We start from the raw sequence: 24,691 nt of genomic DNA on the forward strand, positions 1-24,691 counted from the left end.
AGAGATAGCGGCGGTGGCTGTCACAGCCAACCGCCGAATTGTTATTCCTCTGTTTGTCTGCTGCGGCGTTCGGCGCGGCGCGCCAGATACCAGGACAGGAAAGCGATCAGGGATACCACCAGAATGATCAGTGTCGCCAGGGCGTTGATCTTGGGGGACACCCCGAGCCGCACCGAGGAGAACACCACCATAGGCAATGTAGTGGCGCCAGGTCCCGAGGCGAAGCTGGCAATCACCAGATCGTCCAGCGACAGGCTGAACGACAACAGCCAACCCGCCATCAGCGCCGGGGCTATCATGGGCACAGTTATCAGAAAGAAGGTCTTCAGCGGTGTCGCCCCCAGATCCATTGCCGCCTCTTCAATAGAGAGATCCAGCTCCCTGAGGCGCGATGACACCACCACGGCCACATAGGCGGCGCAGAAGGTGGAATGGGCAATCCAAACTGTCATCCTGCCCCGCTCAGCCGGCCAGCCGAGCAGATCCGACATATGCACAAACAGCAGCATCAGCGACAGACCCGTGATCACCTCGGGCATAACCAAGGGCGCCGTAATCATGTTCGACAGCGTCAGCTTGGCCCAGGAGCGACGAAAACGTGTCATCACAAAGGCCGCCATAGTGCCTATGATCACCGCCATGGTCGAGCTGTAGAAGGCGATTTGCAAACTGGTCCAGACCGCATCCAGTATCTGCTGATCGGCAAACAGCTCGGCATACCACTTGGCGGAAAAGCCGCCCCAGACAGTTACCAGTTTGGAGGCGTTGAAAGAGTAGAAAATCAGAATAAACATGGGGGCATACAGAAACACCAGCCCAATCCATAACATCAGGGTCGAGAAACTCAGCTTCTTCATATCTCTTTCTCCAGACTGCGGCTCTGATAGCGATGGAACAGGGTGATGGGCACAATCAGCAGCACCAGCATCACTATCGCCAGCGACGAAGCCACCGGCCAGTCACGGTTGTTGAAGAACTCCTGCCACAGCACCTTACCTATCATCAGCGAGTCCGGCCCGCCGAGCAGCTCGGGGATCACAAACTCCCCCACGGCCGGAATAAACACCAGCATGGAGCCGGCAATGACTCCGCTCTTGGACAGGGGCAAAGTCACTTTCCAGAAGGTATTGAGACTGCGGGAGCCGAGATCCGCCGCTGCTTCCAGCAGGCTGACATCCAGCTTCACCAAGGTGGCGTACAGCGGCAATATCATAAAGGGCAGATACGCATAGATGATGCCGATATACACCGCCAGATTGGTATTGAGCATCTGCAGCGGCTCATCGACAATCCCAAGCCCCAGCAGCAGGTTATTGATAAGCCCTGTGTTACTCAAAATCCCCATCCAGGCGTAGACCCGAATAAGAAATGAGGTCCAGGACGGCAACATCACCAACAATAGCAGCACTGTCTGCAACCTGGCCGGCGCCCGGGCAATGGCATAGGCCATGGGATACCCCAGCAGCAGACAACCCAGGGTGGAAACCAGCGCCATCTTGAGCGAGTTGAGATAGGCCGAGTAGTACATGGAGTCGCTGAGCAGCAACAGATAGTTGCTCAGGTTGATAAATACCTGCAACACTTCGTCGGCATACTGAAAACTTGGCTCATAGGGCGGAATGGCAATCGCCGCGGTGGAAAAGCTTATCTTCAGTACTATGGCGAACGGCAGCGCGAAAAACAGCAGCAACCACAGATAGGGAAAGCCTATGGTCAGGTGGCGGCCTTTGAATCCTAACTTGAGCTTCTTCATGATCTTAACACCACGCCACTGGTGTCCTCCCAGCTGATATAGACTTCATCATCCCAGGTGGGGTGATCGGCGCGGCGTTCACGGTTGGTCATGCTGCACTGGACTATCTGACCATTGCCAAGGCGAATGTAATACACGGAGAAACCACCGAGATAGGCGATATCGTGGACTATGCCCTTGGCCCAGTTGTATTGCTCTTCGGGCTGCTCGCGGCTTATCAGGGTTTTTTCCGGCCTGACCGCCAACCAGACATGCTTGTCCTCGACACTGGTAGACACCCCATAACCCACGTAAAACGCCTGGTTCAGGCTCTCTGATTGAATGATCACATGGTCCACCTCATCGGCGGTGATCTCCCCCTCAAACAGATTCACTGTGCCGATAAACTCGGCAATCATCCGGCTGTTGGGGCTTTCATAGATATCCATAGGCGAGCCGGTCTGGGCTATCCAGCCATCGCTCATGATGGCAATCCGCTCGGCCATGGTCATGGCTTCTTCCTGATCATGGGTAACCATGACGCAGGTCACCCCTACCCGCTCGAGAATTTCCACCACCTCCAGCTGCATCTGGGTCCGCAGTTTTTTATCCAGCGCCCCCATGGGCTCGTCCAGCAACAGGAGTTTCGGCCGCTTGGCCAAAGAACGGGCCAACGCCACCCGCTGACGCTGACCGCCGGAGAGTTGATGTGGCTTGCGGCGGGCATATTTTTCCATATGCACCAGCTTGAGCATCTCCTGCACCCGCTGCTCGATTTCAGCCTTGGGTAACTTGTCCTGCTTGAGACCGAAGGCGATATTCTGCGCCACCGTCATATGGGGAAACAGGGCGTAGGATTGGAACATCATATTGATGGGGCGTTCATAGGGCGGCAGATGGGTAATGTCCTGACCATCGAGAAAAATGCGTCCTTCGGTAGGCTTTTCAAAACCGGCCAACATTCTCAAAAGAGTCGACTTGCCTGAGCCTGAGCCGCCGAGCAAGGCAAAGATCTCGCCCTTGTTGATGGTCAGCGACACATCATCCACGGCACGAACATCGTCAAAGAGCTTGCTGACCCGCTCGATTTTGAGCAGCACTTCATCCTGGGTTTTATTATTGGGTTTGACAGGAATGCCCGAGGTGATTGCCATAATACTTCTCCGCAAAATACCAAATGGGCGGCTCAGCGGCCGCCGCTGGTGGAACGAGTAAAGTTTGCCTGTACTACGCAATCAGACAATGAAGGGGCAGCTGGCCCCTGAGTTATTGTTATTGGCCGGATTTAACCTTGGTCCAAACCCGGGTCAGGGCCCGCTGGGCCTTGAGTGGACGAATTTCCCCCACATACAGGTTGTCCAGAGTTGCCTGTGGTGGATAGATGCCGGGATCGTTGCGGATAGACTCATCCACCAGTTTCTGCGCCGGTACATTGGGGTTGGCGTAGGAAACATAGTTGGAGATGGGGGCTATCACTTCCGGCCTGAGCAGGTAGTTGATAAAGGTCAGCGCATTGTCGACATTGCCGGCGTCGGCAGGGATGGCCAACATATCGAACCAGAGGTTGGCGCCTTCCTTGGGAATGGCATAGGCAATCTTGTTGCCGTTACCTGCCTCATCGGCGCGGGTAGCCGCCTGGAGGATATCGCCGGAGAAACCGAAGGCGACACAGATATCACCATTGGCCAGATCCGAGATATAGCGCGATGAGTGGAAATAGGTGACATAAGGCCGTATCTTGGCCAGCACTTCACCGGCCTTGTCAAAGTCGGACGCCTTGGTACTGTTGGGATCCAATCCCAGATAGATCAGCGCCTGCGGCACCATATCATCGGCCGAGTCCAGCATGGACATGCCGCAGGATGACAGCTTCTGGGCATACTTGGGGTTGAACATCAGTTCGAGCGAATCTGTGGGTGCATCCTCTCCCAGCAGCTCTTTTACCTTGGCGACGTTATAGCCTATGCCATTGGTGCCCCAGAGGTAAGGCACGGCATACTGGTTGCCCGGATCGGCCTTCTCCAGCTGTTTCATCAACTGGGGATCCAGATTCTGATAGTTGCTCAGCTTGCTTTTATCCAGAGGCTTAAAGGCCCCGGCCTTGATCTGCTTGGCAAGAAAGTTGTTCGAAGGCACGACAATGTCATAACCGGAGCGGCCGGAAAGCAGTTTGGCTTCAACCACTTCGTTGCTGTCAAATACGTCATAGATCACCCGGATCCCGGTTTCCTTCTGGAAGTTGGCCAGGGTATCTTCGGCGATATAGTCACTCCAGTTATACACCCGGACGACTTCTTCGGCCTGGGCCGTGGCAGCGGCCGCAAGGCCTCCCAACAGTGCCACAGACGTTACTTTGGTCAATAGCTTCATGCTCTCTCCTTTTACGGGTAGCAGCGGTTGTAACCCGCCTTCAATTGTTAACTTATTGTCATTGTTATTAGTGTCACCAATGCTACTCCCTAAAACCCGCATCGGCGCCTTGGCAGCAAGGTATATCATGCCCTTACCGCCAATGGCAGGCAATCTTAGTCGTTCGATTTTTGTACGCTTGCGTAGGTCACATCGAGCGCTTGTTTCGCCTTTGTTACCAACTCATCGATTTGATCCTGGGTTATCACCAGGGGTGGCGCGATGATCATAGTGTCTCCCACCGCCCGCATCACCAAGCCACTGGCAATGGAGTGTTCCCGGCACTGAGTACCTACCCCAAGCTCGGCAGCAAAGCGCTGATGACTTGCCTTATCGGCGACCAGTTCCAGCGCGGCCACCATGCCAACGCCGCGCACCTCACCCACCAGTGGATGCTGGGCCAAGACTTGCCGCAGCCGCTGCTGCAGATAAGGCGCGGTTTCCTCGGCCACTTTGGCGACTATGTTTTGCTGCTTCATCAGGCGCAAGTTTTCCAGTGCCACCGCGGCACTGAGTGGATGGCCCGAATAAGTGTAGCCGTGGGCAAATTCACCGCCCTTATCCAGCGCATCGGCGACTTTATCCGACACTATCACCCCGCCCATGGGGGCGTAGCCCGAAGTCATCCCTTTGGCTATGGTGATAAGATCCGGTGCAAGATCGTAATACTCGGCGGCAAAGTAACAGCCGGTGCGGCCAAAGCCGGTGATCACTTCATCGAGGATGAACAATATGTCGTACTTGGCGAGGATCTTTTTGATCTCCGGCCAATAGCTGTCCGGCGGGACTATCACGCCGCCGGCGCCCTGAATAGGCTCGGCAATAAAGGCCGCCACCTTGTCTTCACCCAGCTCGAGGATCTTGCTTTCAAGCTCGCGGGCGCAGCGAATGCCAAACTCTTCGGCAGACAGTCCCTGGCCTTCGCCATACCAGTAAGGTTGGGCGATGTGAACTATGCCTGGAATGGGCAGATCGCCCTGGGCATGCATACCACTCATGCCACCAAGACTGGCACCGGCAACTGTGGAACCGTGATAGGCATTGTGGCGCGAGATAATGGTTTTCTTCTCCGGCTTGCCCTGGATGTCCCAGTAATGACGCACCAGGCGCAAGTTGGTGTCATTGGCCTCTGAGCCAGAGCCGGTGAAAAACACCTTGTTCATATGAGGTGGTGCCAGCGCGGCTATCTCGGCGGCCAGTTCAATCGCCGGCGGGTGGCTGCACTGAAAGAAGCTGTTGTAGTAAGGCAGTTCCAGCAACTGATGCGCCGCCACATCGGCGATGGAACGCAAGCCATAGCCCATGTTGACGCACCAGAGTCCGGCCATGCCATCGAGAATTTGATTGCCCTGTGAATCCCAGATATAGACGCCATCGGCGCGGGTGATCACCCGCCCACCTGCCTGTTTCAACGCCTTGGGATCGGTAAAGGGATGCAAGTGGTGGGCATGGTCCTTGGCCTGCCAGCCTTGAGTCTGTTGTGATTTCATCTCTCCCTCCTTAGACAGTCAGCAGCAGGAATTCCCGCTCCCAGGAACTCACCACCCGGCGAAAATTCTCAAGCTCGGCGCGTTTGACCGCAACAAAACCTGTGGTGAAGTCTTCCCCCAGATATTTACGGCAATATTGGCTCTCTTCCATCATGGCCATCGCCTCTTCCAGGGTCTGCGGCAAAGAGATCCCCGAGCGGTCTTCGTTGGCCCGGCCCTGCACCGGCGTCGAAGGTTTCACATCTTCAACGATTCCCAAATAGCCGCACAACAAGCTGGCGGCAATGGCCAGATAGGCGTTGGCATCGGCCCCCGGGATACGGTTTTCAATGCGGCGATTTTGCGGTGAAGACTCGGGGATCCTCAGGCCACAGGTGCGATTCTCCTCGCCCCACTCCAGATTGACCGGCGCCGAGGTGCCCGGCAGGAAGCGGCGGAATGAGTTGACGTTGGGCGCCATCAACGGCAGAAATTCCGGCATAAAGCGCTGCAGCCCGCCGATATAACTGAGGAAGTTCTGGCTCATGGTGCCATCTTCGCGGGTGAAGATATTCTTGCCGGTTTCCTTGTCGATAACACTCTGATGCAGGTGCATGGCGCTGCCAGGCTCATTGGTCACAGGCTTGGCCATAAAGGTGGCGCAGACGCCGTGTTTGAGGGCGGCCTCTCTCAGGGTGCGTTTGAATACAAACACCTGATCCGCCAGCGCCAATGGATTGCCGTGGCTGAAGTTGATCTCCATCTGCGCCGTGCCTTCCTCGTGGATCAGGGTGTCGATATCCAGCTCCTGCGCCTCACACCAGTCGTACATATCCTCAAACAGGGGGTCATACTCATTGGCGGCATCGATGGAGAAGGACTGACGTCCGGATTCGGCGCGGCCGGAACGACCAACCGGGGGCTTGAGTGGCAGATCAGGATCGTCACTGCGACTGGTGAGATAAAACTCCATCTCAGGGGCAATCACCGGCTCCCAGCCCTTATCTTCATAGAGCTTGAGCACTTTTTTCAATACGTTGCGCGGCGACAGCTCCAGCGGATTGCCCATCTTGTCATAGGTATCGTGGATCACCTGAGCCGTGGCTTCCAGGGTCCAGGGCAACATAAAGACCGCGTTTTCATCTGGCACGCAGACAAAGTCGATATCGGCGCTGTTGAGCAGACCATAGTAGGCCTCATCATCGACATAATCGCCGGTTACGGTTTGCAGCAGCACACTCTCGGGCAGCCGCATGCCCTTTTCATCGATAAACTTGTCTACCGGGGCAATTTTGCCGCGGGCGATACCTGTCATATCGCAGATAACACATTCAACTTCGGTTATTTTTTGTTCTTTTAAGAAGGCTTCAAGCTTATTCATATTATTTATTCCGCTGTTGCGCCCTAAGACTGCAAGCCTCCCCAAAGGCCTTAAAAATTGCGCTGTAGAAGGGGTTATTTCTGACCTGCCATTCCGGATGCCACTGCACTCCCAAGGCGAATGCCTTGGCGTCGGTGACAGAGAAGGCTTCAATCAGACCATCTGGAGCATGCGCTTCAGGCCGCAACCCCTGACCCAGGCGCTCCACGCCCTGAGTATGGACGGAATTAACCATCGCATGGCTACGGCCCCAGGCGTCGAAAAGCATCCCTCCAGGTTCTATGCTGACCTCGTGGGACAAACCATACTGCACCTCCAGCGGCGCGCTCTTGTCTTCTCTGTGTTCAATAAAACCACCTACTTCATAGAGCTTCTGGTGCAAACTGCCGCCGTAAACCACATTCATTTCCTGAAAGCCACGGCAGATCCCGAGCACCGGCACTCCGGCCTCTATGGCGGCGCGAATTAAAGGCAAGGTAGTGTCATCCCGCTTGGGATCATGGTGGGTGCCCGGCTCGCTGGCCGGGCCTTGGTAATGATGAGGTTCAACATTGGAGGGGGAGCCGGTAAACAATATGCCGTCCAGACGTTCGAGCAGTTGTGTTATCGGGGTATCGGCCCCCAATGCCGGGATCACCAGGGGCCAGGCTCCGGCACCTTCGACCACGCCCAGGAGGTATTTCTCGCCAACAATATTGAAAGGATGCAGCCCCAACTGCTCATTGCATGCGGTTACACCCACCAACGCCATTGCTGCCTGTGCCATATCTCACCCCAAAACACTCAAATCCAGGTCTCAGTTTTGAACATCCACCAAAGCGAATGTTCATTTTTTCACACACTACACGGATTTTTTCGCACAGGCAAGAGGTTAATACCCTGTTAAGTATTGCCCCAACCAAAAACAACTTAAGCCGTTGTTTTTATGTGAATAACCAGAAATTAGTTGCGCTTAACACAGGTGTAAACAAGCATGAACAAAGCAAAAAGTTGGCTTTGCATCACACTGGTTCAGCGGGCACCAATTCGGTGCACACGGGTTTTAACGGTCGATATTATTTACACTTTCAGGCAAATATGCTGCCCGAAGTGAATTTACGGGCAGCAAATCGCAATCAGCTGAGGAAATGGAAGATCAAAAGTTGGCAGGAGTGGTGGCACTGACCAGATGACAGGGTTCATCGAAAGGGTTGCGGAACCTGTGTGGTTGTTCGCTATTGAAATAGTAGCTGTCACCGGCCTCCAGAATAAACACCTCTTCACCGACCGTCAGTTCAAAGCGACCGGTGATCACCAGCGCCGCTTCTTCCCCTTCGTGGCGCAGCATCTCTTCACCCGTATCGGCTCCCGGGGGATAAGTCTCCGACATCACAGACATGGCACGGTTGGGGTAATCCCGACCAATAAGCTTGAACTCCAGCGGCCCAGTGCCTATGTCCAAAAGCTCATTGGAGCGATACACCACTTTTTGCTCGGTAGAGCCGTTTTCACCTATGGAGAAAAACTCCACCAGCGACATGGGGATCCCCGAAAGCACTTTCTTGAGTGAACTGACTGAAGGGCTGACACTGTTTTTCTCTATCATAGAGATGGTGCTGTTGGTCACCCCGGCGCGTTTAGCCAGCTCACGCTGGGACAGGCCTTTCATTTTTCTAACAGCCTTGAGGCTGGCACCTATATCCAAATCGCAAATCCCCCAAAAATCTCTTATCAGGCGGTTACAGGACACGGTCGGCAGCGGCTTCTGCACTAGGGCAACCAGGGTCCCGGTGAAATTGTTTTGTATTATATGACAAAAGCATGTTAAATAAAACGAACACTTTGAAGGCAAGAGTGCGACGACCGTCAGGTGTAACCAGCCGAGTCCAAACTTATAACAAGAACGGAGCCATGATGCCAATCCAGTCCCCCATTCACAGTGACAACTATCCCGCCTCTTTTTACCATGCGACCGCCAAAGAATTGTTTCAGCATCCCAGGCTGGAAGAGTCATTGGAGACAGATGTCTGCGTAATAGGCGCCGGTTTCAGCGGCCTCAACAGTGCCATAGAACTGGCTGAGCGAGGCTTTGCGGTCACCATACTGGAAGCCAAAAAAGTGGGCTGGGGCGCCTCTGGCCGTAATGGCGGGGAGTTGATCCGCGGTATTGGCCATAATATTGAACAGTTTGAGCCGAGTATAGGTAAAGAAGGTGTGCTGGCTATCAAGCAGATGGGTTTTGAAGCCGTCGATATTGTCCGGCAACGGATCGCGCAATACCAAATCGATTGCGATCTGCGCTGGGGCTACTGCGATCTGGCGCTGAAACCAAGACATATGCAGGAGCTTGAGCTGGAGCTTACCGAGCTTGAGCAACTTAACTACCCACATAAGCTCAAGCTGTTGTCCAAGGAGCAGTTGCCGGAAGTCATAGGCTCTGAGCGTTATCTCGGCGCGCTCAGCGACATGGGCAGCGGCCATCTGCACCCTTTGAATCTGGCCCTCGGCGAAGCCCGTGCGGCCCGAAGCCTGGGGGTTAACATCTATGAAGACAGCGCCGCCACCGAAATCATCAAGGGCGAGCAGATACGGGTCAGGACTGAGGGCGGCGAAGTCCGTTGCCGCTATCTGATTTTGGCCGGCAATGCCTATATAGGTGCCAAACTCGAACCTCATATCGGCGGCAAGGTGCTACCGGCCGGCAGTTATCTGCTGGCGACCGAGCCCCTGTCGCAAGCTCTCTGCGCTGACATTATTCCGCAGAATATGGCCTTCGCCGATATGAGCATAGCACTGGACTATTTTCATCTGTCGGCCGACAACCGTCTGCTATTTGGCGGGCTGTGCAACTACTCAGGCAGAGATCCCAAGGACATTTGCGCCGCGCTCAGGCCCAATATGGAAAGAGTCTTCCCGGCACTCAAGGGCGTGAAAATAGATTATCAGTGGGGCGGCATGATAGGGATAGGCGCCAATCGTATGCCGCAGATAGGCAGGTTGCCGGATAGCCCCAACATCTATTTCGCCCAGGCCTATGCCGGGCATGGCGTCAACGCCACCCATATGGCGGGGCGTCTGCTGGCAGAAGCTATCAGTCAGCAGGCTGAGCGCTTCGATATCTTTGCCTCAATAGAGCATATGACCTTCCCGGGTGGCCCGGCGCTGCGCTCACCCATTCTGGCGGCAGGCATGCTGTACCATAGATTCAAGGATCTATTCTGAACAAGGCCTGTTTTGAAAAGACCTGTTTTGAAGACAAGTGTATGTTGAATAGGGAGCCATTTTGAAAACAAGTGCAGCAAAGGCGTTGTGGCCGTCGTGAATACTCGCTTCGATATCAGCCGTGTTCATACGCCGCTGGGGATTTTTCGCCTCAAGGGGGAACTGCAAGCCTCACCGCCGATACTCGTGTGCAGGCAGCTTGAAATTCTCGGCAGTGACGGCTGGCTGGAGCTGCGAGTCGAAGATAACCGCACTCAATTGCTACTTGATGCGCTGTTTGAACCTGTGCGTGAACACCTCAAGCCCTGAACTTAGCCTCTTTCCCCCCGCAATGCAGGGGGATTGTCTATTACAGCAAACCGATTAAATGGCTATCCAGGTCGCCTTAATTTCTGTGTATTTATCAAAAGCATGTAGTGACTTATCGCGGCCGTTACCCGACTGCTTATAACCACCGAAGGGCGCCGTCATATCGCCGCCGTCATAATGATTGATCCACACCATACCGCTTCTCAGCGCCTTGGCGGTTCTATGGGCCTTGCTGAGATCAGAAGTCCACACACCGGCCGCCAGGCCATAGATGCTATCGTTGCCTATGGCTATCGCCTGCTCCATTCCCTCAAATTCAATCACACTCAGTACAGGACCGAAGATCTCCTCGCGAGCGATACTCATCTGGTTATTCACTTCACGAAACAGAGTCGGCGCCACATAAACGCCACCGGTTTCAGCCATGAGTTGCTCGCCGCCACAGGCCAGCACAGCACCTTGCTGCTTACCCGCCTCGATATAACCGAGAATAGTCTGCAGTTGCTGCTGATCCACCACCGCGCCACTGACGGTATCCGGATCCAGCGGATGCCCCGGCTGCCAGGATTTGAGCTCGTCGATAATGAGCGCTATCAGTTGCTCCTTGACCCCGGATTCCACCAGCAGGCGCGAACCTGCGGTGCAAACTTCGCCCTGGTTGAAGGCGATGGCCGAAGCTGCCGCCTGCGCCGCCGCCTTGAGATCCGGGCAATCGTTAAAGACTATGTGCGGGCTCTTGCCACCGGCCTCCAACCACACACGTTTCATATTGGACTGACCGGCGTAGACCATCAGTTGCTTGGCTATCTTGGTGGAGCCGGTAAACACCAGGGTATCGACATCCATATGCAGCGCCAGCGCCTTGCCAACTGTATGACCAAAACCGGGCAATACATTGAGCACTCCGGGCGGGATCCCGGCTTCCAAGGCAATGGCAGCCATACGAATCGCCGTCAGAGGGGATTTTTCCGAGGGTTTGAGGATAACAGAGTTACCGCTGGCCAGCGCCGGCCCCAGTTTCCAGCAGGCCATCAACAGGGGGAAGTTCCATGGCACAATCGCGGCCACTACCCCGACAGGCTCACGGGTGATCATGCCGATTTCATTGTCAGCGGTGGGCGCTATCTCGTCGTAAATCTTGTCAACCGCTTCGCCGGACCAACGCAAGGCCCTGGCGGCATTGGTCACATCCACCGACTTGGAAAAACGGATTGGCTTGCCCATATCCAGGGTTTCCAGCAAGGCCAGTTCATCACTATGCACCTCCAGCAAATCGGCAAAGCGTATCATCACCTTTTTGCGTTCTACCGGCGCCATTCGCGACCAGACTCCGGATTCAAAACTGGCTCTGGCACTGGCCACCGCCGCCTCGGCATCGGCCAGATCGCAACTGGCTACGGCGGCAAGCTTGTTGCCATCCACAGGGCTGATGCAATCGAAGGTCTCGCCGGATACGGCTGCACAATACTCTCCATGGATAAAGGCCTGGCCACAGATCTGCAATTGCGCGGCCAACTGCTGCCATTGCTGACGGGTTTGCGGTGTACTCATAAATCCTCTCATCTGCTTGCAAGCGGGCATTCCACTACCTCAGTAGGCCTATCGCGGCCAACTCGTGCAGCCATCGCCAGTTATTCGGGTCGCTCCAGATTAGCCTCGAGCACGGCATAAATTCAATATATTTTACAAAAATAGATTTTTTGGCATAAATAATTGCACACAGGCCTTCCATGTTCATTATTTCTGACATAGCATAGCGAAATATCAATCACCATTAACAAGCCCGCAACACTAAGGTTAATGCTTATGGCAGAGCTAAAACAACAGGCGAAAACACAGGGCAATCTCGAGCATTACTGGATGCCTTTCAGTGCCAACCGTCAATTCAAGCAGACTCCCAGGCTACTGGCTTCGGCCGAAGGCATGTATTACCGGGATGTCGATGGCCGTCAGGTGCTGGACGGCACCGCAGGTCTTTGGTGCTGTAATGCCTGCCATGGCCGGGCGGAGATCAGTGAGGCGGTCAGCCGTCAGATCCGCGAAATGGACTATGCCCCCAGCTTTCAGATGGGTCATCCGTTGGCATTCGAGTTGGCCGAGCGCCTCAGTGAAATCGCCCCGCCCGGCATGAACCGTATCTTCTTTACCAACTCGGGCTCAGAGTCGGTCGACACCGCACTCAAGCTGGCGCTGTGTTACCACAGAGCCAACGGCGAGCCGAGCCGCAGCCGTTTTATCGGCCGTGAGCTGGGCTATCACGGTGTGGGGTTTGGCGGTATTTCAGTGGGCGGAATTGGCAATAACCGTAAAGGTTTCAGCCCGCAGCTCCTCGGCGGCGTCGATCACCTGCCCCACACTCTGGATATGAAAGCCAACGCCTTCAGCCGCGGCTTGCCCGAGCATGGCGCCGACAAGGCCGAGGCGCTCGAGGGGCTGATTGCCCTGCATGGCGCCGAGAATATCGCCGCCGTTATCGTCGAGCCCATGTCAGGCTCGGCCGGGGTAATATTGCCCCCCAAGGGCTATCTCAAGCGCCTTCGGGAGATCACTCAAAAATACGGCATCTTGCTGATATTCGATGAGGTGATTACAGGTTTTGGCCGGGTGGGCGGCGCTTTTGCCAGCAACCACTGGGATGTGACTCCGGACATAATGACCACGGCCAAGGCACTCAACAATGGCGCCATCCCCATGGGCGCGGTGTTTGTGCAGCAAGCTATTCACGATGCCTGTATGCAGGGCCCCGAGGCGATGATCGAGTTCTTTCACGGCTATACCTATTCGGGGCATCCTGTTGCGGCCGCGGCGGCACTGGCCACCCTGGATATCTACCGTGACGAAAAGCTGTTTGAGCGCACTACAGCGCTGGCGCCCTATTTTGAACAGGCGCTGCACAGTCTCAAGGGGCTACCCAATGTCATCGATATTCGCAATACCGGCCTGGTGGGTGGCATTCAGCTGGCCCCCAGCCCGCAAGGTGTTGGCAAACGCGGCTATCAGATTTTCGAGCGCTGTTTCTGGCAAGGTGCGCTGGTAAGGGCCACCGCCGACATCATAGCCCTCTCCCCGCCACTGATAGTGGAAGAGTCCCAAATAGATCAACTGATTTCCACCCTGGCCGACGCCATCCAAACCGTCGACTGAAGCACACAGGATAGTTATGCGTATTTACAGCCACTATATAGATGGACATGAAACAGATGGCAGCCGGGCACAGGCTTCACTGCCGATTTTCAACCCGGCCAACGGCAAAGAGCAAGCCAGAGTCGCCCTCGCCTCCAAGGCAGATACAGAGCGGGCAATAGACTCGGCCAAACAGGCTTTTGACGCTTGGTCAAAGGTATCGCCCCTTAACCGGGCGCGGGTGCTGTTTCGCTTCAAAGCCCTGGTAGAAGCCCACATGGATGAGCTGGCCGAGCTTATCTGCCTGCAACACGGCAAAGTGCTTGAGGATGCCAGGGGCGAGTTGGTTCGAGGACTGGAAGTGGTGGAGTTTGCCTGCGGCATTCCCCATCTTCTCAAGGGGGAACACACTGAACAGGTTGGCACTGGCGTCGATGCCTGGAGCATCAACCAACCGCTCGGGGTGGTTGCCGGCATTTCGCCGTTCAATTTCCCTGTGATGGTTCCCATGTGGATGTTCCCGATTGCTATCGCCTGCGGCAATACCTTTGTGATGAAGCCATCGGAAAAGAATCCGGCGCCGGTACTCAGAATTGCCGAGCTGTTGACCCAGGCCGGGCTGCCGGATGGGGTTTTCAATGTTATCAACGGCGACAAGCTGGCGGTAGATACCCTGCTCTGCCATCAGGATGTTCAGGCCATCTCCTTTGTCGGTTCAACGCCTGTGGCCGAGTATATCTACAGTAAGGCATCGGTTCACGGCAAGCGGGTACAGGCACTCGGCGGCGCCAAGAACCACATGCTGCTGATGCCGGATGCCGATCTGGAACTGGCCAGCAACGCCCTGATGGGTGCGGCCTATGGTTCTGCCGGCGAGCGCTGTATGGCTATTTCCGTGGTACTGGCGGTTGCTGATGTGGCCGATGCCCTGATAGAAAAACTGCAACCCAAGATAGCCGCGCTCAAGGTAGGTAACGGCCTGGAGCCGGGTATGGAAATGGGGCCGCTCATCTCCCGCGCGCATCTGGACAAGGTCTGCAGCTATATAGACAGCGGTATACAGCAGGGCGCAGTTTGTCTGGTCGATGGCCGCAATACCTTGGCAGACAGCGAAGGTTTCTTTCTCGGTGCGACCCTGTTCGATGGCGTCACCCCTGAGATGCAGATTTACCGGGAAGAGATCTTCGGCCCTGTGCTTTGCATAGTCAGGGTGGCCGACTATGACTCGGCGCTGGCTCTTATCAATCAACATGAGTTCGGCAACGGCACCGCCATCTTTACCCAGAGCGGCGAGCTGGCGCGCGACTTTTGCCACTCGGTGCAAGTCGGCATGGTGGGGGTCAATGTGCCTATCCCTGTGCCTATGGCATTTCACAGTTTCGGCGGTTGGAAACGCTCGCTGTTTGGCCCACTGCATATGCACGGCCCGGATGGAGTTCGCTTCTACACCCGGCGCAAAGCCGTTACCGCCCGCTGGCCCAAACAGCTGAGTGCCGATTTCATCATGCCGACCATGAAATAGGGAGAGAGGGAGAGCTTGATGCACATCAACAATATCAGAGTACTGGCGCGCAATACTCCCGAGATAAGTGAATACTCCATCGCTGAGGAAAAGCGTCTGCAGGGCGCGCCGCGCCAACGACTGGAGAACCATTACTCCAGCCCCTGTGAGCAGTTTCATACCGGAATTTGGCAAAGCGAAACAGGCACTTGGAAAGTTAACTACACTGAGCACGAGTATTGCGAAATCCTCGAGGGTAACAGTGTCATCAGCGATGAGCAGGGAAATCATCTCGAAGTTGGCCCCGGCGACAGGTTTGTGATCCCGGCCGGGTTTCGCGGCAGTTGGCAGGTAACGGTTCCCTGCCGCAAGCTCTATGTGGTGTTTGAATCCAACAGATAAAAACAAAACCGCCATGAGGTCTCAGCATAGCTGCTGTTGTTTGGCATAAACCAGGCCGCGCCGGAATATTTCCGGACGGGGCCGGCAAACCAAAGAAGGGAGAAATGCTTGTGAACCCAGTGATAAGAAGAACCAACCCTCTGCTATGGGCACTGCTGCTTGGCGGCGCCATAACCTCAACCTCTGCCATGGCCGAAATCAGCGGCGAGATAGCCGTGACCAATGACTACCGCTTTAGAGGCGTGTCACAAACTGCCGGTGACTTTGCCGTGCAAGCTAGTCTGGACTGGAGTCACGACTCGGGTTTCTTCGTCGGGGCCTGGGCCAGTAATGTGGAATTCGATGAAGATGGTACTCCCAAAGAGGATCAGGTGGGTGCCGATTTCGAACTGGATGTCTACCTGGGTTACGCCGGTGAAATCAACGACAACCTGGCCTATGACATTACCCTGCTGCGCTATATGTACCCGGGCGACAATGTCTCCCAGGACTACAACGAAATCTCTTTCGGCCTCGAGTTCAGTGATTTTAGGGCTGCCTACTGGTACACCAATGACTATGCGGGTTCAGATCTGGACTACCACTATGCCGAGCTGAACTATAGTTATGAGTTTGCCGAAAACTGGAGCCTGGATCTGCACCTGGGTTACAACTTCGGCGATGCGCCCGATGACGATATGGGCAAATATCTGGATTACTCCATAGGTGTCTCGACTGAGATTGCCGGTTTTGGTCTGTCTCTGGCCTGGTTGGACACTGATATAGATTCGGATGCCGAGATAAGCAGTGGCACCTTCCAGAATGACGGCACTGTGCTGGCGAGTGTCAGTTACGCTTTCTAAGCAGCAAAATTGCGCTGCCCAGGCAAGCCATAGGACAGACCTGCACGGGCAAGCCCCCCATCTTCCTCCCACCAACCAAAAGTAACAGAGCCGCTCCCTGAGCGGCTCTTTTTTATAAATTGATCCAGTTCTCAACGCAGTGGCGGTACGTGGGGGGTATCGCCCCGGCGCACCTGCTGTTTGACGTCTTGCCAGCTATGGGTGAGGTGTTGCAGTTGCTCTCGCCGCTCGGGAAACTGCTCGCTGAGCTTTGCCATCAGTTCCACTTGTCTGTCACAGATTTGCGCCCAGCGCTCGGCATTGGAAAGGTACATGGCTTCATCCTTGATCTTGGTTTGTGGTAAAACAGGTGTTACTGAACAAATAATAACCAAGGTTTGCCAATTTGCCAGTCCTTCTAGCCTTATCACAAAAATCCACCCTGGGTGCACTGTCAAACGCCGCTGCTTGCAGGTATAACTGAAGATATAAGATCACATCTGGATAGCAATATTTACTCTTGCTGAAACAAGGAGTCTCACTATGGCCACTATGTTAAAAATACTCTTTATCGCCCTGGCGTTAGTGCTTATCTACAAACTGGTTTTCAGTAACAAGAAAGGAATGACAATATTTGAAATGCATTTCAAGGACGGTCGTATGACCTCGCACAAGGGCAAAATCCCGGAGAAGTTTGAACGTGAATGCCGCGCCCTGGTCAAGAAAGAGAAACTCACCTGCACAGTGCGCGCCGAGCGCAGCGGCGAAGTGCGGCTGCATATCAGCGCCAACGCCGGAGATGCCAACATTCAGCGCCTGCGCAACCTGTTTCCCTTCGAATACTATGACCGCAAACAGAGCGACAACAGCAAACAACTGGGTTGATCAACGCTGCCCGGGGAACACTTGAGAGTCGATTTTCCCTTCCCGGCGCGCATCATCTATGATCCTCTGGTTATCCTGTGCCATGGGATCTTCGGCGGGGAGATTGGGATTCACCCGCTCCTCCTCGGGCGCTTCAAAACTGAAATCGATACCATTCGAGCAGCCGCCGAGCGATACCAGTGCCAGTAAGCCCATTGAAATCCAAGGCAGTAGAAGAGACTTGTTGTTCATCAATATTGAAACCTGTGTTGAGAGACGGTTGTTATTAAAACAGAGCTAAGCTTAACTTAGGCTGAGACTCAGCGTTAATCATGGCGTACCATAATTGATAGCGTTTATTCAGGAGACAACATGCAAATGAACCAAAGGCACTATATACATGGAGATCAATTTGAGCAGGACTGCTCACTGTTCTATTGCGCAGCCTGTGACGCGTTCTTAAATGAGCATCATTTCTTCAGTAGAGACATAAGCTGTTGTGATCATTGGAGCAAATACGATGAAGCAATGAAACAATTAGGGAAATCGCCACAAAACCACAGTAATTTTGGCCGTCCAATAGACGCCGCTAATGTTTTTAGACACAAGCAGTAAAACGTCCTGCCGCAATTATTCTTCTTCAACCAACGAATAAATAAGGAATATTCAATTATTTTTGTGCAGCAGGAGTGCTTCCTTGTTAGCATCAAATTCGTTCAGCTTACGGATCACCAGAGTCACCTCCCCTACTGTCAGGCCCCATTTACGGATCTCGCTGCGGTTGATTATGGTGTCCGGCGCCGTTTGATACATCCAGTCGTCGAAATGCACCTGATACTCGCCGCTATCGAGCTTTAGCAGCATGTCGTAGCGCCAGCGCAGGGCAAAGCCCTCTGCTTGCCCTTCTGCCACCCCCAGAATATCCGCAGCTCTGCCCTGGTAGCGGCCATCGGCAAGCTTGGTTATCTGCCAGGTTCGCTCGGCAAGCTCACCATCGTCATACTCAAACCATTCCTGCAACACACCTTGATTCCCCTGCCAACTGCCCGTCATCCGCACATTGAAACGGCGCACCACCTGGCCGCTGTAATCTTGCACCATACCGGAAGCCTGCAACTCCCCGTTAAAGAACTGCTGCAGATCCAACTTAGGTTCGCTGGCGCTATAGTCATGAATATCGACACTGCCGCAACCGCTCAGTCCAAGCATCAGAAGTAACATCCAAACCTTAGTGAAACTGATAAACCTGCTGATTAACATTTGCATGCCTGCTCTCCTATCAACTGGGCTCTCAGTTGCGGCCGACTGCTGCGCTCTGACAACCAAATCGCCAAAAAGGCATCAGCAAAACGCTTATGCTCGCTCGAAGCGCTCTCATCTATAACAATCGCGGCTAACGGCTTGTCGTTGAACAGAAAATGCCCTCGCTGCGGCCCGCTTGCCACAAAGCTCAATCTATCCCCTTGCTCCACATCCGGCCAGATATCTTCAAGCAGCGCCAACCAGGCAGATATCTGCTCTCTGTCGTATCCCAGGTGCAACCACTGGTGTTTGGTGGCCTCCAGGAGTCGCGAAGCGGGTATATCCCGGTAATACTGAATTTCCAGCTGCTGCGGGAAGCTATTGGGCTGGTAACTACCATCCGGCGTCAGCAACCTGGCCCGATAAAGGGTTATAAACCACCAGTCCATTTCACCGCGGCCCACTTCCCGAAAGCTGGCAAGCTCCGCCTTGGATGGCTCGACCTGGGCAGCTTTGGGCTCAGGAGTCTGCTCTTGGCTCAGCGCTTGAGCCTGCTGTGCTTGAGTCTGTGCTTGAATCTGTAAATTGTCGGCCCAGGCCTGAGAGGGCAGGCCAAGCAGTATCATCAGCCCGGCAAAGCCTGCTTTATGCAACTTACCAGCTTGCTTTGCTCCCTTATTTACACCCTTGATGAATCGTTTCATTGCCGGTCTCCGTCAGAGAAATCCTGTAGTTGGGGGATTTTTACCCCATTCAAGCTTAAGGTTGCAATAGCTTAACAGTGGCAGCAGCAGCGACCAGATGATTATCAACAAGCTAAAAGTAACCGATTGCCCCAGGGGCCAAGCCACGGCCTCCAACCTGAATGCCGCCAGGTAACTGCCTGCGCCCCCCACAGCACCAAAGAGTGCCTGCTGCCATTTAGGCAAGTCCCTGAGCCAGGCCAGACTCACCCCCAAGGTCGCGGCAAAATGCCCCCAAAGACAGCAGAGCCACAAGGGTAAAAGTCGCGAGGGGCTGTCAAACTCAAATACTCCGCCAAGGTGCAGCATGGCGTCCAAAACTATGCCAATGACAGCAGGTATCAGTACGGCGTTGAATGCTTTCATACTGTATCCGCTGCGCTTTACGCTTTGCGCTGCCAGCTGGCTGTGCTGATCCTGGGCATTCTCGGCCATGAGGGCGGAGCGGTAGCCCGGATTGACAAGCAGCAACTGGGCACAAAGCAGCAAGAGAGCAAACACCAGCGCCTGATTGGCAAACAGGATCAAAGACCACCAGCCCAACTGGAAAACGATGGCGTTGAGCAGCAGAAAAAACCAAGGCGATGACAGTTTCATGGCCTAACCTGCAATTTGACTTGAGCTCAGCGGACGATAGCCGTCCTTGACTGCAGTCAGTTGCACCGTGCTTATGGTGCGCTCAAGAAAACCACCTTCGCAGTAACTCAGGTAAAACTTCCACATACGCACAAAATCTTCACCATAACCGAGTTCACGCACCCGCTCCCTGGCGTCATCGAAGTTGGCATGCCAGTCATTCAGGGTGCGGGCATAGTCGAGACCAATATCATCCAACGACCAGAGGGTCATGGAGGTTTGCCGCTGCAAGTGGCGCGTCATCTCGGTGACAGATGGCAGGCAGCCGCCGGGGAAAATATAGCGCTGAATAAAATCCACCCCTTTGCGGTAGCTGTCATAGCGCTGATCTTTAATGGTGATCGCCTGCAGTAACAGCTTGCCGCTCGGCTTGAGCAGGGCATCCAGGCCGGCAAAAAATCCCGGCAGATAATCGTGGCCCACTGCCTCTATCATCTCTATCGAGACCAAACGGTCATACTGGCCGCTGAGCTGGCGATAATCCTGCCGCAACAGGGTAATGCGCTCACTCAGTCCTTCGGCGGCAACCCGTTCACTGGCATATTGGTACTGGGCATCGGAAATCGTGGTAGTGGTTACCTTGACGTCATAGTGTTTGGCGGCATAGATAGCCAGGGCGCCCCAACCGGTACCTATTTCCAAAAGACTCATGCCGGGCTGCAGATCCAGCCGCTCGCAAATCAGTTGCAGCTTATACTGCTGCGCCTCATCCAACTGCGCCTCTTCATGGGGATAGACGGCGCTTGAATAGAGCAGCTCAGGGTCGAGAAATGCCTGATACAAGGGGTTGCCCAGATCATAGTGCGCCAGAATATTGCGCTTTGAACCGGCCTTTGAGTTTCGGCGCAGCAGGTGTTTCACCCGGCTAACTGTGTTGGAAAACCAGGAGAACCGCTGCTCTATCTTATCCAGCAGCGGCAGATTACGGGCAAACAGCCGCACCACTGCGGTAACATCCGGACTGGACCAGTGCCCCTGAATATAGGCTTCACCGGCGCCGATAGAGCCGCCCAGAATCACCTGGCGAAAAAAGCGCTCATCGTGAATACGAATTATGGCGACCAGGTCTGTGTCGAGCGGGCCGAAGGTCCACTGCTCACTGCCCAGTTGCAGTTTAAGACAACCGCCCTCCAAGGCATTCAAGGCCTGTTGCATGACTCTGGCCCATAGGCTCTTGCCGCTGGCGGCCAGCTGCTGTCTGTTCTTGGCTACTGTGTTTTCCATCTCATTCTCCAATGTTTGCTGTCACACTCGGGGAAATTTCCAAACCTTTAGGGAAGGTGCAAATAAGTCCTCGTGGCACTCTGGCTTGCACAGCAATTGGCGTTCAAGACATCTGACTGAACGCATGCCGGGGCCTGTCGAAGTCGGATAACGCAGAGAGCCGGTTGCTGTGAAAGCCCCGAAGGGCGTGGCTTACAGGCCTGCCTGCTGTGTTGTGCTTCTTGCAAAGGACTAGGGCCATTTGCTGCGAACCACGCCTTGCATCCAAGCCCGTAAGCCGACGCAGAGTACACATGGGACTTGTTCGCACCTTCCTTAGCCTCAATCCGTGCCGCCATGAGGCCTGCGCTCGTAAGGCACAAAGGGCACCCGCTTAAGCCACAAACGCAGCGCTTGCCAATAGATGAGCCAAAGAATTTTCAGGCTCATCAAGGGAAAGCCCCACAGATAACGTCTAAGTTCACGACCATTGAAGGGGCGGCGTTTGAGGCTTAATACCGCATCGAAGCTGACCTTTTGCGACTCGGGGGCAGCCTCTGCCTCATCTCCCTTGCCGGGCAGATTGCTGATCCGCAAGTCGAGCCGCTCTGCCGGCGCCGGAATATGCCAGCGATAGCGATAATCCAGCGACATAAAAGGCGATACATGGAAGCACTTGTCGCCAAGCGCCGGCGCCTCGGCCGACACCAGATAACAGTGACGCTCATTCCAGGGGGTATTGCTCACCTCAGCCAACAGGTATTTATATTCATCACCTTGAAAGCAGTAGAAAAAATTGACTGGGCTGAAATAGAGCCCAAAGTGGCGCAGTTGCCCGGCGAACAGCACGCTGTCGCAGTCGGCCTCGCCGCCGAGCGCAATCACCTTATCCAGTACCCGCTGTTTAAGCGATGAGGCAGTATTCGATATTGAAGCCGCCTTGAGGTAATCCTGCTGCCGAAAACGCAGCACTGACCAAGGGGATTCACCAAACAAGCCGCTGAGGGATGAGAGCCTTGGCAAGTCATCCAAGTCCAGCAGCATCAAGGCAAAGGGATAGCGAAAGCTGTGCCTTACCGGCGTTAGCCTCAAGTGACTGACGCTGCCGAGGTAGAGACCCGTTTCAGGTTTCATAGGCTCACCCCGAACCTTTCACAAACATCCAGGGCGCTGCGTACCCCGTCTTCATGAAAGCCGTTGTACCAGTAGGCGCCGACAAAATGGATACTGTCTTGGCCGCAGATCTCGCTGCGGCGTTGCTGCGCCGCCTGGCTCTGTTCATTGAATACCGGGTGAGCATAGACAAAACGTTTGAGCACCTTGTCCTCGGCTATCGCCTCATCCTGGTTCAGGGTCACCAAAAAATCCGGTGCAGACTTTGGCAGGCGCTGCAAAATATTCATGTTGTAGGTCACGCAGGCGGGACGGCTGGCATCACCATCGAGACGATAATTCCAACTGGCCCAGGCGGCGCGATGCTTCGGTAACAGCGAGGTATCAGTGTGCAAGGTCACCTGGTTATCCTGGTATTTAAGCCTGGAGAGTATCTCCCGCTCCAGCTCACTGGCGTCACTGAGCATGGCCAGCGCCTGATCGCTGTGACAGCCGAGGATCACCTGATCAAACTCATGCCAGCTATCCTTGACTCTGAGCTGCACGCCCCCCGCTTGGCGGCGGATTTGTGCTACCGGCGAGTTGAGATGCACCCGCTCGGCAAAGGGCGCGCTGAGCGCCGGAATATAACTGCGGGAGCCGCCTTCGAGCACATACCACTGCGGCCGATTGCTGACGGCCAACAGTCCATGATGTTCAAAGAAACGGATAAAGAATGGCAGCGAGAAGGCGCGCATATCCTGAATGCTGGACGACCAGATAGCGGCGCCCATCGGCAGGATATAGTGCTGACAGAAGAAGTCGGAAAACCCCTGCTGGTCGAGAAATTCCCCCAGCGTCACCGCCGGGTAACGACCACTTTGGTACAAGGCTTTGCAGCGGCTGTTGAAGGCCAAAATCTCCCTCAGGAACCCCCAAAAAGTCGGACTCAGCAGATTGCGCTTTTGCGCAAACAGGGTCGCCAGGCTATGGCCATTGTATTCAAGACCGCTGACAAGGTTTTGCACCGAGAAGCTCATCTCGGTCGCCAGCGCCTTGATACCGACCCGGGCCATCAAGGCCTGAAACCTGGGATAAGTGCGATCGTTGAACACAATAAACCCTGTGTCTATGGCGTAGGGTTTGCCGTCAAGCTCAACATCCACAGTGGCCGTATGCCCACCCAGATAATCGGCGGCTTCAAACAACGTCACCTCATACTGCTGTGACAACAGATAACCACAAGTGAGCGAGGAGATCCCCGAACCGACTATGGCGATGCGCGGCTTATTGCCGGTTGAAACTGTCATACTGGGCTCCCGTTTTTTGCAGAGGGTTTACCAAGGGCGGCGGCCAGCCAACTGCGGGGCAGCCAGCTCAGCAGAGTCAGCAGCCAGATAAAACGCCCGGGAAAGGCAATCAGGCGCCGTCTGGCGGCCAGGGCTTGGATGATGGTGTTGGCGGCTTTATCGGCGGAAATCCGCATCGGCATGGCGAAGTCATTTTTGTCGGTGAGCGGCGTTTTAACAAAGCCCGGGCGAATTTCGCTGACATCTATTCCCTTGTGGGCCAGATCGAGCCGCAAGCTCTGCGCCAGGTAACTGATCCCGGCCTTGGAGGCGCCATAGGCCTCCGCCCTCGGGAAAGGCAGCATCACAACGCTTGAACTCATCAGCGCCAGTTGGCTGCCACGCTCAAGCAAAGGCATAAAGGCTTCCAGGCAATAGCCCACAGCCAACAGATTGGTGCGGATAACCCGCTCAAACAGGGCGCTGTCAAAGGCCATAGCCTCGTCTATGTACTCACAGGTACCGGCATTGAGCAGCAGCAGATCCACACAGTCGGCTTGGCCTAACTCCAATTTGAGCTTGCTGCCCAGCTTCAGCACCGAGTCTCTGTCGGTGACATCGAACCTCAAAGGCTCGCAGCCTTCGAGGGCGACCAGAGCTTGTTCATTGCGGCCACAGGCCAAGACCCGCCAACCGGCGGCGGCATATTGTCTGGCAAGCTCGGCACCTATGCCTGAGCTGGCACCCGTGATCAATACCGTCTTCATCGGCTTGCCCTGCCCTTGACCATGCGCACCACTGAGCCCAGCAGCGGCAGCTGTTCATAGAGCATCTGCCCCAGATCCAGATAATCCCTGTGGTAATGGATTTTGTCGCCAAACTTGATGAGGCTGATACCATCGACGCTGATACTCTGCCCCCGGTTCAATTTGGGGTGGCAATACTTCATCTGCCAACTGATGGCGGCCTGGTCCCCGGCGGGCAAGACGTCAGTGATTTCAAAGGCGATTTCGGTCAGGTTGCGATACAAACCGGCAAAATACTGTTCCAGTTGCTCAAGCCCCTCCAGTCGGTGCATGGGATCGCAAAAACAGATCTCAGGCGCATAGACGGCCTGCAGCCTTTGGCGCAATGTGGGCAATTGCTCAGGACCCAGGGATTGATACAAGGCAATAAATGCCTGAATAATCTCTTGAGACTGCGGCGCTGCCGGCTGTGAAGCGGGCGCTATGTCCGCGGCGACTGAGTGGCTGGTCATGATAATCCCTCGGCTA

At 54.8% G+C, this 24,691-nt stretch carries 26 protein-coding genes; 7 read left to right on the plus strand and 19 right to left on the minus strand.

Annotated elements, in window-relative coordinates; genetic code table 11:
- Window positions 1-41 precede the first annotated feature (41 nt).
- From SIL79_RS01370 to SIL79_RS01405, 8 genes are all read right to left on the minus strand, one after another.
- Window positions 42-857 carry an ABC transporter permease subunit gene (locus SIL79_RS01370; protein ID WP_025009896.1) on the minus strand — a complete coding sequence of 272 codons (816 nt, stop codon included), beginning with the start codon at window positions 855-857 and terminating at the stop codon, window positions 42-44.
- The gene (locus tag SIL79_RS01375) at window positions 854-1,753 is read right to left on the minus strand and encodes an ABC transporter permease subunit (RefSeq protein ID WP_037436682.1); all 900 of its coding nucleotides are present in this window, start codon (window positions 1,751-1,753) and stop codon (window positions 854-856) included. The genes SIL79_RS01370 and SIL79_RS01375 overlap by 4 nt, the downstream gene beginning before the upstream one ends.
- Window positions 1,750-2,886 carry a polyamine ABC transporter ATP-binding protein gene (gene potA, locus SIL79_RS01380; RefSeq protein WP_025009894.1) on the minus strand — a complete coding sequence of 379 codons (1,137 nt, stop codon included), beginning with the start codon at window positions 2,884-2,886 and terminating at the stop codon, window positions 1,750-1,752. The genes SIL79_RS01375 and potA overlap by 4 nt, the downstream gene beginning before the upstream one ends.
- A gap of 118 nt (window positions 2,887-3,004) precedes the next feature.
- Window positions 3,005-4,102 carry a polyamine ABC transporter substrate-binding protein gene (locus tag SIL79_RS01385; RefSeq protein ID WP_162206670.1) on the minus strand — a complete coding sequence of 366 codons (1,098 nt, stop codon included), beginning with the start codon at window positions 4,100-4,102 and terminating at the stop codon, window positions 3,005-3,007.
- 155 nt (window positions 4,103-4,257) lie between these two features.
- A complete protein-coding gene (locus tag SIL79_RS01390) occupies window positions 4,258-5,631 on the minus strand; it encodes an aspartate aminotransferase family protein (RefSeq protein ID WP_233962705.1) in 1,374 nt (457 codons plus the stop codon).
- 10 nt (window positions 5,632-5,641) lie between these two features.
- Window positions 5,642-6,991: a glutamine synthetase family protein gene (locus tag SIL79_RS01395; protein ID WP_028780689.1), complete on the minus strand. Its 1,350-nt coding sequence runs from the start codon at window positions 6,989-6,991 to the stop codon at window positions 5,642-5,644.
- A 1-nt stretch (window position 6,992) separates the two neighbouring features.
- Window positions 6,993-7,757 carry a gamma-glutamyl-gamma-aminobutyrate hydrolase family protein gene (locus SIL79_RS01400; protein WP_039034301.1) on the minus strand — a complete coding sequence of 255 codons (765 nt, stop codon included), beginning with the start codon at window positions 7,755-7,757 and terminating at the stop codon, window positions 6,993-6,995.
- Between the two features lie 369 nt (window positions 7,758-8,126).
- Window positions 8,127-8,675 carry a cupin domain-containing protein gene (locus SIL79_RS01405; protein WP_039034340.1) on the minus strand — a complete coding sequence of 183 codons (549 nt, stop codon included), beginning with the start codon at window positions 8,673-8,675 and terminating at the stop codon, window positions 8,127-8,129.
- A gap of 209 nt (window positions 8,676-8,884) precedes the next feature.
- On the opposite strand from SIL79_RS01405, the gene SIL79_RS01410 reads away from it, so the two are divergent.
- Window positions 8,885-10,192, plus strand: a complete 1,308-nt coding sequence (locus SIL79_RS01410) for an NAD(P)/FAD-dependent oxidoreductase (protein WP_319619954.1) — start codon at window positions 8,885-8,887, stop codon at window positions 10,190-10,192.
- Window positions 10,193-10,288: 96 nt separating this feature from the next.
- Window positions 10,289-10,501 (plus strand): hypothetical protein, encoded by a 213-nt coding sequence (locus SIL79_RS01415; RefSeq protein ID WP_319618916.1) that lies wholly within the window; start codon window positions 10,289-10,291, stop codon window positions 10,499-10,501.
- A 54-nt stretch (window positions 10,502-10,555) separates the two neighbouring features.
- Here SIL79_RS01415 and SIL79_RS01420 read toward each other — a convergent pair whose 3' ends face one another.
- Window positions 10,556-12,052 carry an aldehyde dehydrogenase gene (locus SIL79_RS01420; RefSeq protein WP_039034303.1) on the minus strand — a complete coding sequence of 499 codons (1,497 nt, stop codon included), beginning with the start codon at window positions 12,050-12,052 and terminating at the stop codon, window positions 10,556-10,558.
- Window positions 12,053-12,307: 255 nt separating this feature from the next.
- Between SIL79_RS01420 and SIL79_RS01425 the strand changes: the two genes are divergently transcribed.
- From SIL79_RS01425 to SIL79_RS01440, 4 genes are all read left to right on the plus strand, one after another.
- Window positions 12,308-13,645, plus strand: a complete 1,338-nt coding sequence (locus tag SIL79_RS01425; protein ID WP_319618917.1) for an aspartate aminotransferase family protein — start codon at window positions 12,308-12,310, stop codon at window positions 13,643-13,645.
- A gap of 16 nt (window positions 13,646-13,661) precedes the next feature.
- The gene (locus SIL79_RS01430) at window positions 13,662-15,146 is read left to right on the plus strand and encodes a CoA-acylating methylmalonate-semialdehyde dehydrogenase (protein WP_039034305.1); all 1,485 of its coding nucleotides are present in this window, start codon (window positions 13,662-13,664) and stop codon (window positions 15,144-15,146) included.
- A gap of 18 nt (window positions 15,147-15,164) precedes the next feature.
- The gene (locus tag SIL79_RS01435) at window positions 15,165-15,527 is read left to right on the plus strand and encodes a cupin domain-containing protein (RefSeq protein ID WP_071477029.1); all 363 of its coding nucleotides are present in this window, start codon (window positions 15,165-15,167) and stop codon (window positions 15,525-15,527) included.
- 119 nt (window positions 15,528-15,646) lie between these two features.
- Window positions 15,647-16,369 carry a TorF family putative porin gene (locus SIL79_RS01440; RefSeq protein ID WP_405130424.1) on the plus strand — a complete coding sequence of 241 codons (723 nt, stop codon included), beginning with the start codon at window positions 15,647-15,649 and terminating at the stop codon, window positions 16,367-16,369.
- 131 nt (window positions 16,370-16,500) lie between these two features.
- Here SIL79_RS01440 and SIL79_RS01445 read toward each other — a convergent pair whose 3' ends face one another.
- Complete coding sequence (locus SIL79_RS01445; RefSeq protein WP_162206674.1) at window positions 16,501-16,683, minus strand: hypothetical protein; 183 nt, start codon at window positions 16,681-16,683, stop codon at window positions 16,501-16,503.
- Window positions 16,684-16,891: 208 nt separating this feature from the next.
- Here SIL79_RS01445 and SIL79_RS01450 point away from each other — a divergent pair, with 208 nt between their 5' ends.
- Window positions 16,892-17,233 carry a DUF3634 family protein gene (locus tag SIL79_RS01450; RefSeq protein ID WP_039034306.1) on the plus strand — a complete coding sequence of 114 codons (342 nt, stop codon included), beginning with the start codon at window positions 16,892-16,894 and terminating at the stop codon, window positions 17,231-17,233.
- On the opposite strand, the gene SIL79_RS01455 is transcribed toward SIL79_RS01450, so the two are convergent.
- The 9 genes from SIL79_RS01455 to SIL79_RS01495 all read right to left on the minus strand — a co-directional run bounded on the left by SIL79_RS01455 (window position 17,234) and on the right by SIL79_RS01495 (window position 24,675).
- Window positions 17,234-17,464: a hypothetical protein gene (locus SIL79_RS01455; protein WP_162206675.1), complete on the minus strand. Its 231-nt coding sequence runs from the start codon at window positions 17,462-17,464 to the stop codon at window positions 17,234-17,236. It lies immediately after the preceding gene.
- Between the two features lie 414 nt (window positions 17,465-17,878).
- Window positions 17,879-18,472 (minus strand): DUF3833 domain-containing protein, encoded by a 594-nt coding sequence (locus SIL79_RS01460; RefSeq protein ID WP_233962795.1) that lies wholly within the window; start codon window positions 18,470-18,472, stop codon window positions 17,879-17,881.
- Window positions 18,466-19,158, minus strand: coding sequence for a chalcone isomerase family protein (locus tag SIL79_RS01465; protein WP_162206677.1), 693 nt, complete (start codon window positions 19,156-19,158; stop codon window positions 18,466-18,468). Before SIL79_RS01465 ends, SIL79_RS01460 begins: the two co-directional genes overlap by 7 nt.
- 12 nt (window positions 19,159-19,170) lie before the next feature.
- Window positions 19,171-19,794 carry a DUF2878 domain-containing protein gene (locus SIL79_RS01470; RefSeq protein ID WP_162206678.1) on the minus strand — a complete coding sequence of 208 codons (624 nt, stop codon included), beginning with the start codon at window positions 19,792-19,794 and terminating at the stop codon, window positions 19,171-19,173.
- 3 nt (window positions 19,795-19,797) lie between these two features.
- Complete coding sequence (locus SIL79_RS01475) at window positions 19,798-21,057, minus strand: SAM-dependent methyltransferase (protein ID WP_162206679.1); 1,260 nt, start codon at window positions 21,055-21,057, stop codon at window positions 19,798-19,800.
- Between the two features lie 321 nt (window positions 21,058-21,378).
- A complete protein-coding gene (locus tag SIL79_RS01480; protein WP_162206680.1) occupies window positions 21,379-22,170 on the minus strand; it encodes a DUF1365 domain-containing protein in 792 nt (263 codons plus the stop codon).
- Entirely contained in the window at window positions 22,167-23,438 is a 1,272-nt protein-coding gene (locus SIL79_RS01485; protein WP_039034310.1) for an NAD(P)/FAD-dependent oxidoreductase, read from the minus strand. Before SIL79_RS01485 ends, SIL79_RS01480 begins: the two co-directional genes overlap by 4 nt.
- Complete coding sequence (locus SIL79_RS01490) at window positions 23,435-24,184, minus strand: SDR family NAD(P)-dependent oxidoreductase (RefSeq protein ID WP_162206681.1); 750 nt, start codon at window positions 24,182-24,184, stop codon at window positions 23,435-23,437. The genes SIL79_RS01485 and SIL79_RS01490 overlap by 4 nt, the downstream gene beginning before the upstream one ends.
- Window positions 24,181-24,675: a nuclear transport factor 2 family protein gene (locus SIL79_RS01495; RefSeq protein ID WP_162206682.1), complete on the minus strand. Its 495-nt coding sequence runs from the start codon at window positions 24,673-24,675 to the stop codon at window positions 24,181-24,183. The genes SIL79_RS01490 and SIL79_RS01495 overlap by 4 nt, the downstream gene beginning before the upstream one ends.
- Between the last annotated feature and the right edge of the window lie 16 nt (window positions 24,676-24,691).

It is taken from the genome of Shewanella indica, from assembly GCF_033842865.1.
GTDB lineage: Bacteria > Pseudomonadota > Gammaproteobacteria > Enterobacterales > Shewanellaceae > Shewanella > Shewanella indica.

Coding starts and splice junctions, on each gene's coding strand:
- SIL79_RS01425 (WP_319618917.1), top strand. CDS start 12,308: ATGGCAGAGCTAAAACAACAGGCGAAAACACAGGGCAATCTCGAGCAT.
- SIL79_RS01430 (WP_039034305.1), top strand. CDS start 13,662: ATGCGTATTTACAGCCACTATATAGATGGACATGAAACAGATGGCAGC.
- SIL79_RS01480 (WP_162206680.1), bottom strand. CDS start 22,170: ATGAAACCTGAAACGGGTCTCTACCTCGGCAGCGTCAGTCACTTGAGG.
- SIL79_RS01400 (WP_039034301.1), bottom strand. CDS start 7,757: ATGGCACAGGCAGCAATGGCGTTGGTGGGTGTAACCGCATGCAATGAG.
- SIL79_RS01470 (WP_162206678.1), bottom strand. CDS start 19,794: ATGAAACTGTCATCGCCTTGGTTTTTTCTGCTGCTCAACGCCATCGTT.
- SIL79_RS01495 (WP_162206682.1), bottom strand. CDS start 24,675: ATGACCAGCCACTCAGTCGCCGCGGACATAGCGCCCGCTTCACAGCCG.
- SIL79_RS01375 (WP_037436682.1), bottom strand. CDS start 1,753: ATGAAGAAGCTCAAGTTAGGATTCAAAGGCCGCCACCTGACCATAGGC.
- SIL79_RS01460 (WP_233962795.1), bottom strand. CDS start 18,472: ATGTTAATCAGCAGGTTTATCAGTTTCACTAAGGTTTGGATGTTACTT.
- SIL79_RS01455 (WP_162206675.1), bottom strand. CDS start 17,464: ATGAACAACAAGTCTCTTCTACTGCCTTGGATTTCAATGGGCTTACTG.
- SIL79_RS01450 (WP_039034306.1), top strand. CDS start 16,892: ATGGCCACTATGTTAAAAATACTCTTTATCGCCCTGGCGTTAGTGCTT.
- potA (WP_025009894.1), bottom strand. CDS start 2,886: ATGGCAATCACCTCGGGCATTCCTGTCAAACCCAATAATAAAACCCAG.
- SIL79_RS01465 (WP_162206677.1), bottom strand. CDS start 19,158: ATGAAACGATTCATCAAGGGTGTAAATAAGGGAGCAAAGCAAGCTGGT.
- SIL79_RS01395 (WP_028780689.1), bottom strand. CDS start 6,991: ATGAATAAGCTTGAAGCCTTCTTAAAAGAACAAAAAATAACCGAAGTT.
- SIL79_RS01385 (WP_162206670.1), bottom strand. CDS start 4,102: ATGAAGCTATTGACCAAAGTAACGTCTGTGGCACTGTTGGGAGGCCTT.
- SIL79_RS01390 (WP_233962705.1), bottom strand. CDS start 5,631: ATGAAATCACAACAGACTCAAGGCTGGCAGGCCAAGGACCATGCCCAC.
- SIL79_RS01435 (WP_071477029.1), top strand. CDS start 15,165: ATGCACATCAACAATATCAGAGTACTGGCGCGCAATACTCCCGAGATA.
- SIL79_RS01370 (WP_025009896.1), bottom strand. CDS start 857: ATGAAGAAGCTGAGTTTCTCGACCCTGATGTTATGGATTGGGCTGGTG.
- SIL79_RS01475 (WP_162206679.1), bottom strand. CDS start 21,057: ATGGAAAACACAGTAGCCAAGAACAGACAGCAGCTGGCCGCCAGCGGC.
- SIL79_RS01420 (WP_039034303.1), bottom strand. CDS start 12,052: ATGAGTACACCGCAAACCCGTCAGCAATGGCAGCAGTTGGCCGCGCAA.
- SIL79_RS01490 (WP_162206681.1), bottom strand. CDS start 24,184: ATGAAGACGGTATTGATCACGGGTGCCAGCTCAGGCATAGGTGCCGAG.
- SIL79_RS01485 (WP_039034310.1), bottom strand. CDS start 23,438: ATGACAGTTTCAACCGGCAATAAGCCGCGCATCGCCATAGTCGGTTCG.
- SIL79_RS01410 (WP_319619954.1), top strand. CDS start 8,885: ATGCCAATCCAGTCCCCCATTCACAGTGACAACTATCCCGCCTCTTTT.
- SIL79_RS01445 (WP_162206674.1), bottom strand. CDS start 16,683: ATGTACCTTTCCAATGCCGAGCGCTGGGCGCAAATCTGTGACAGACAA.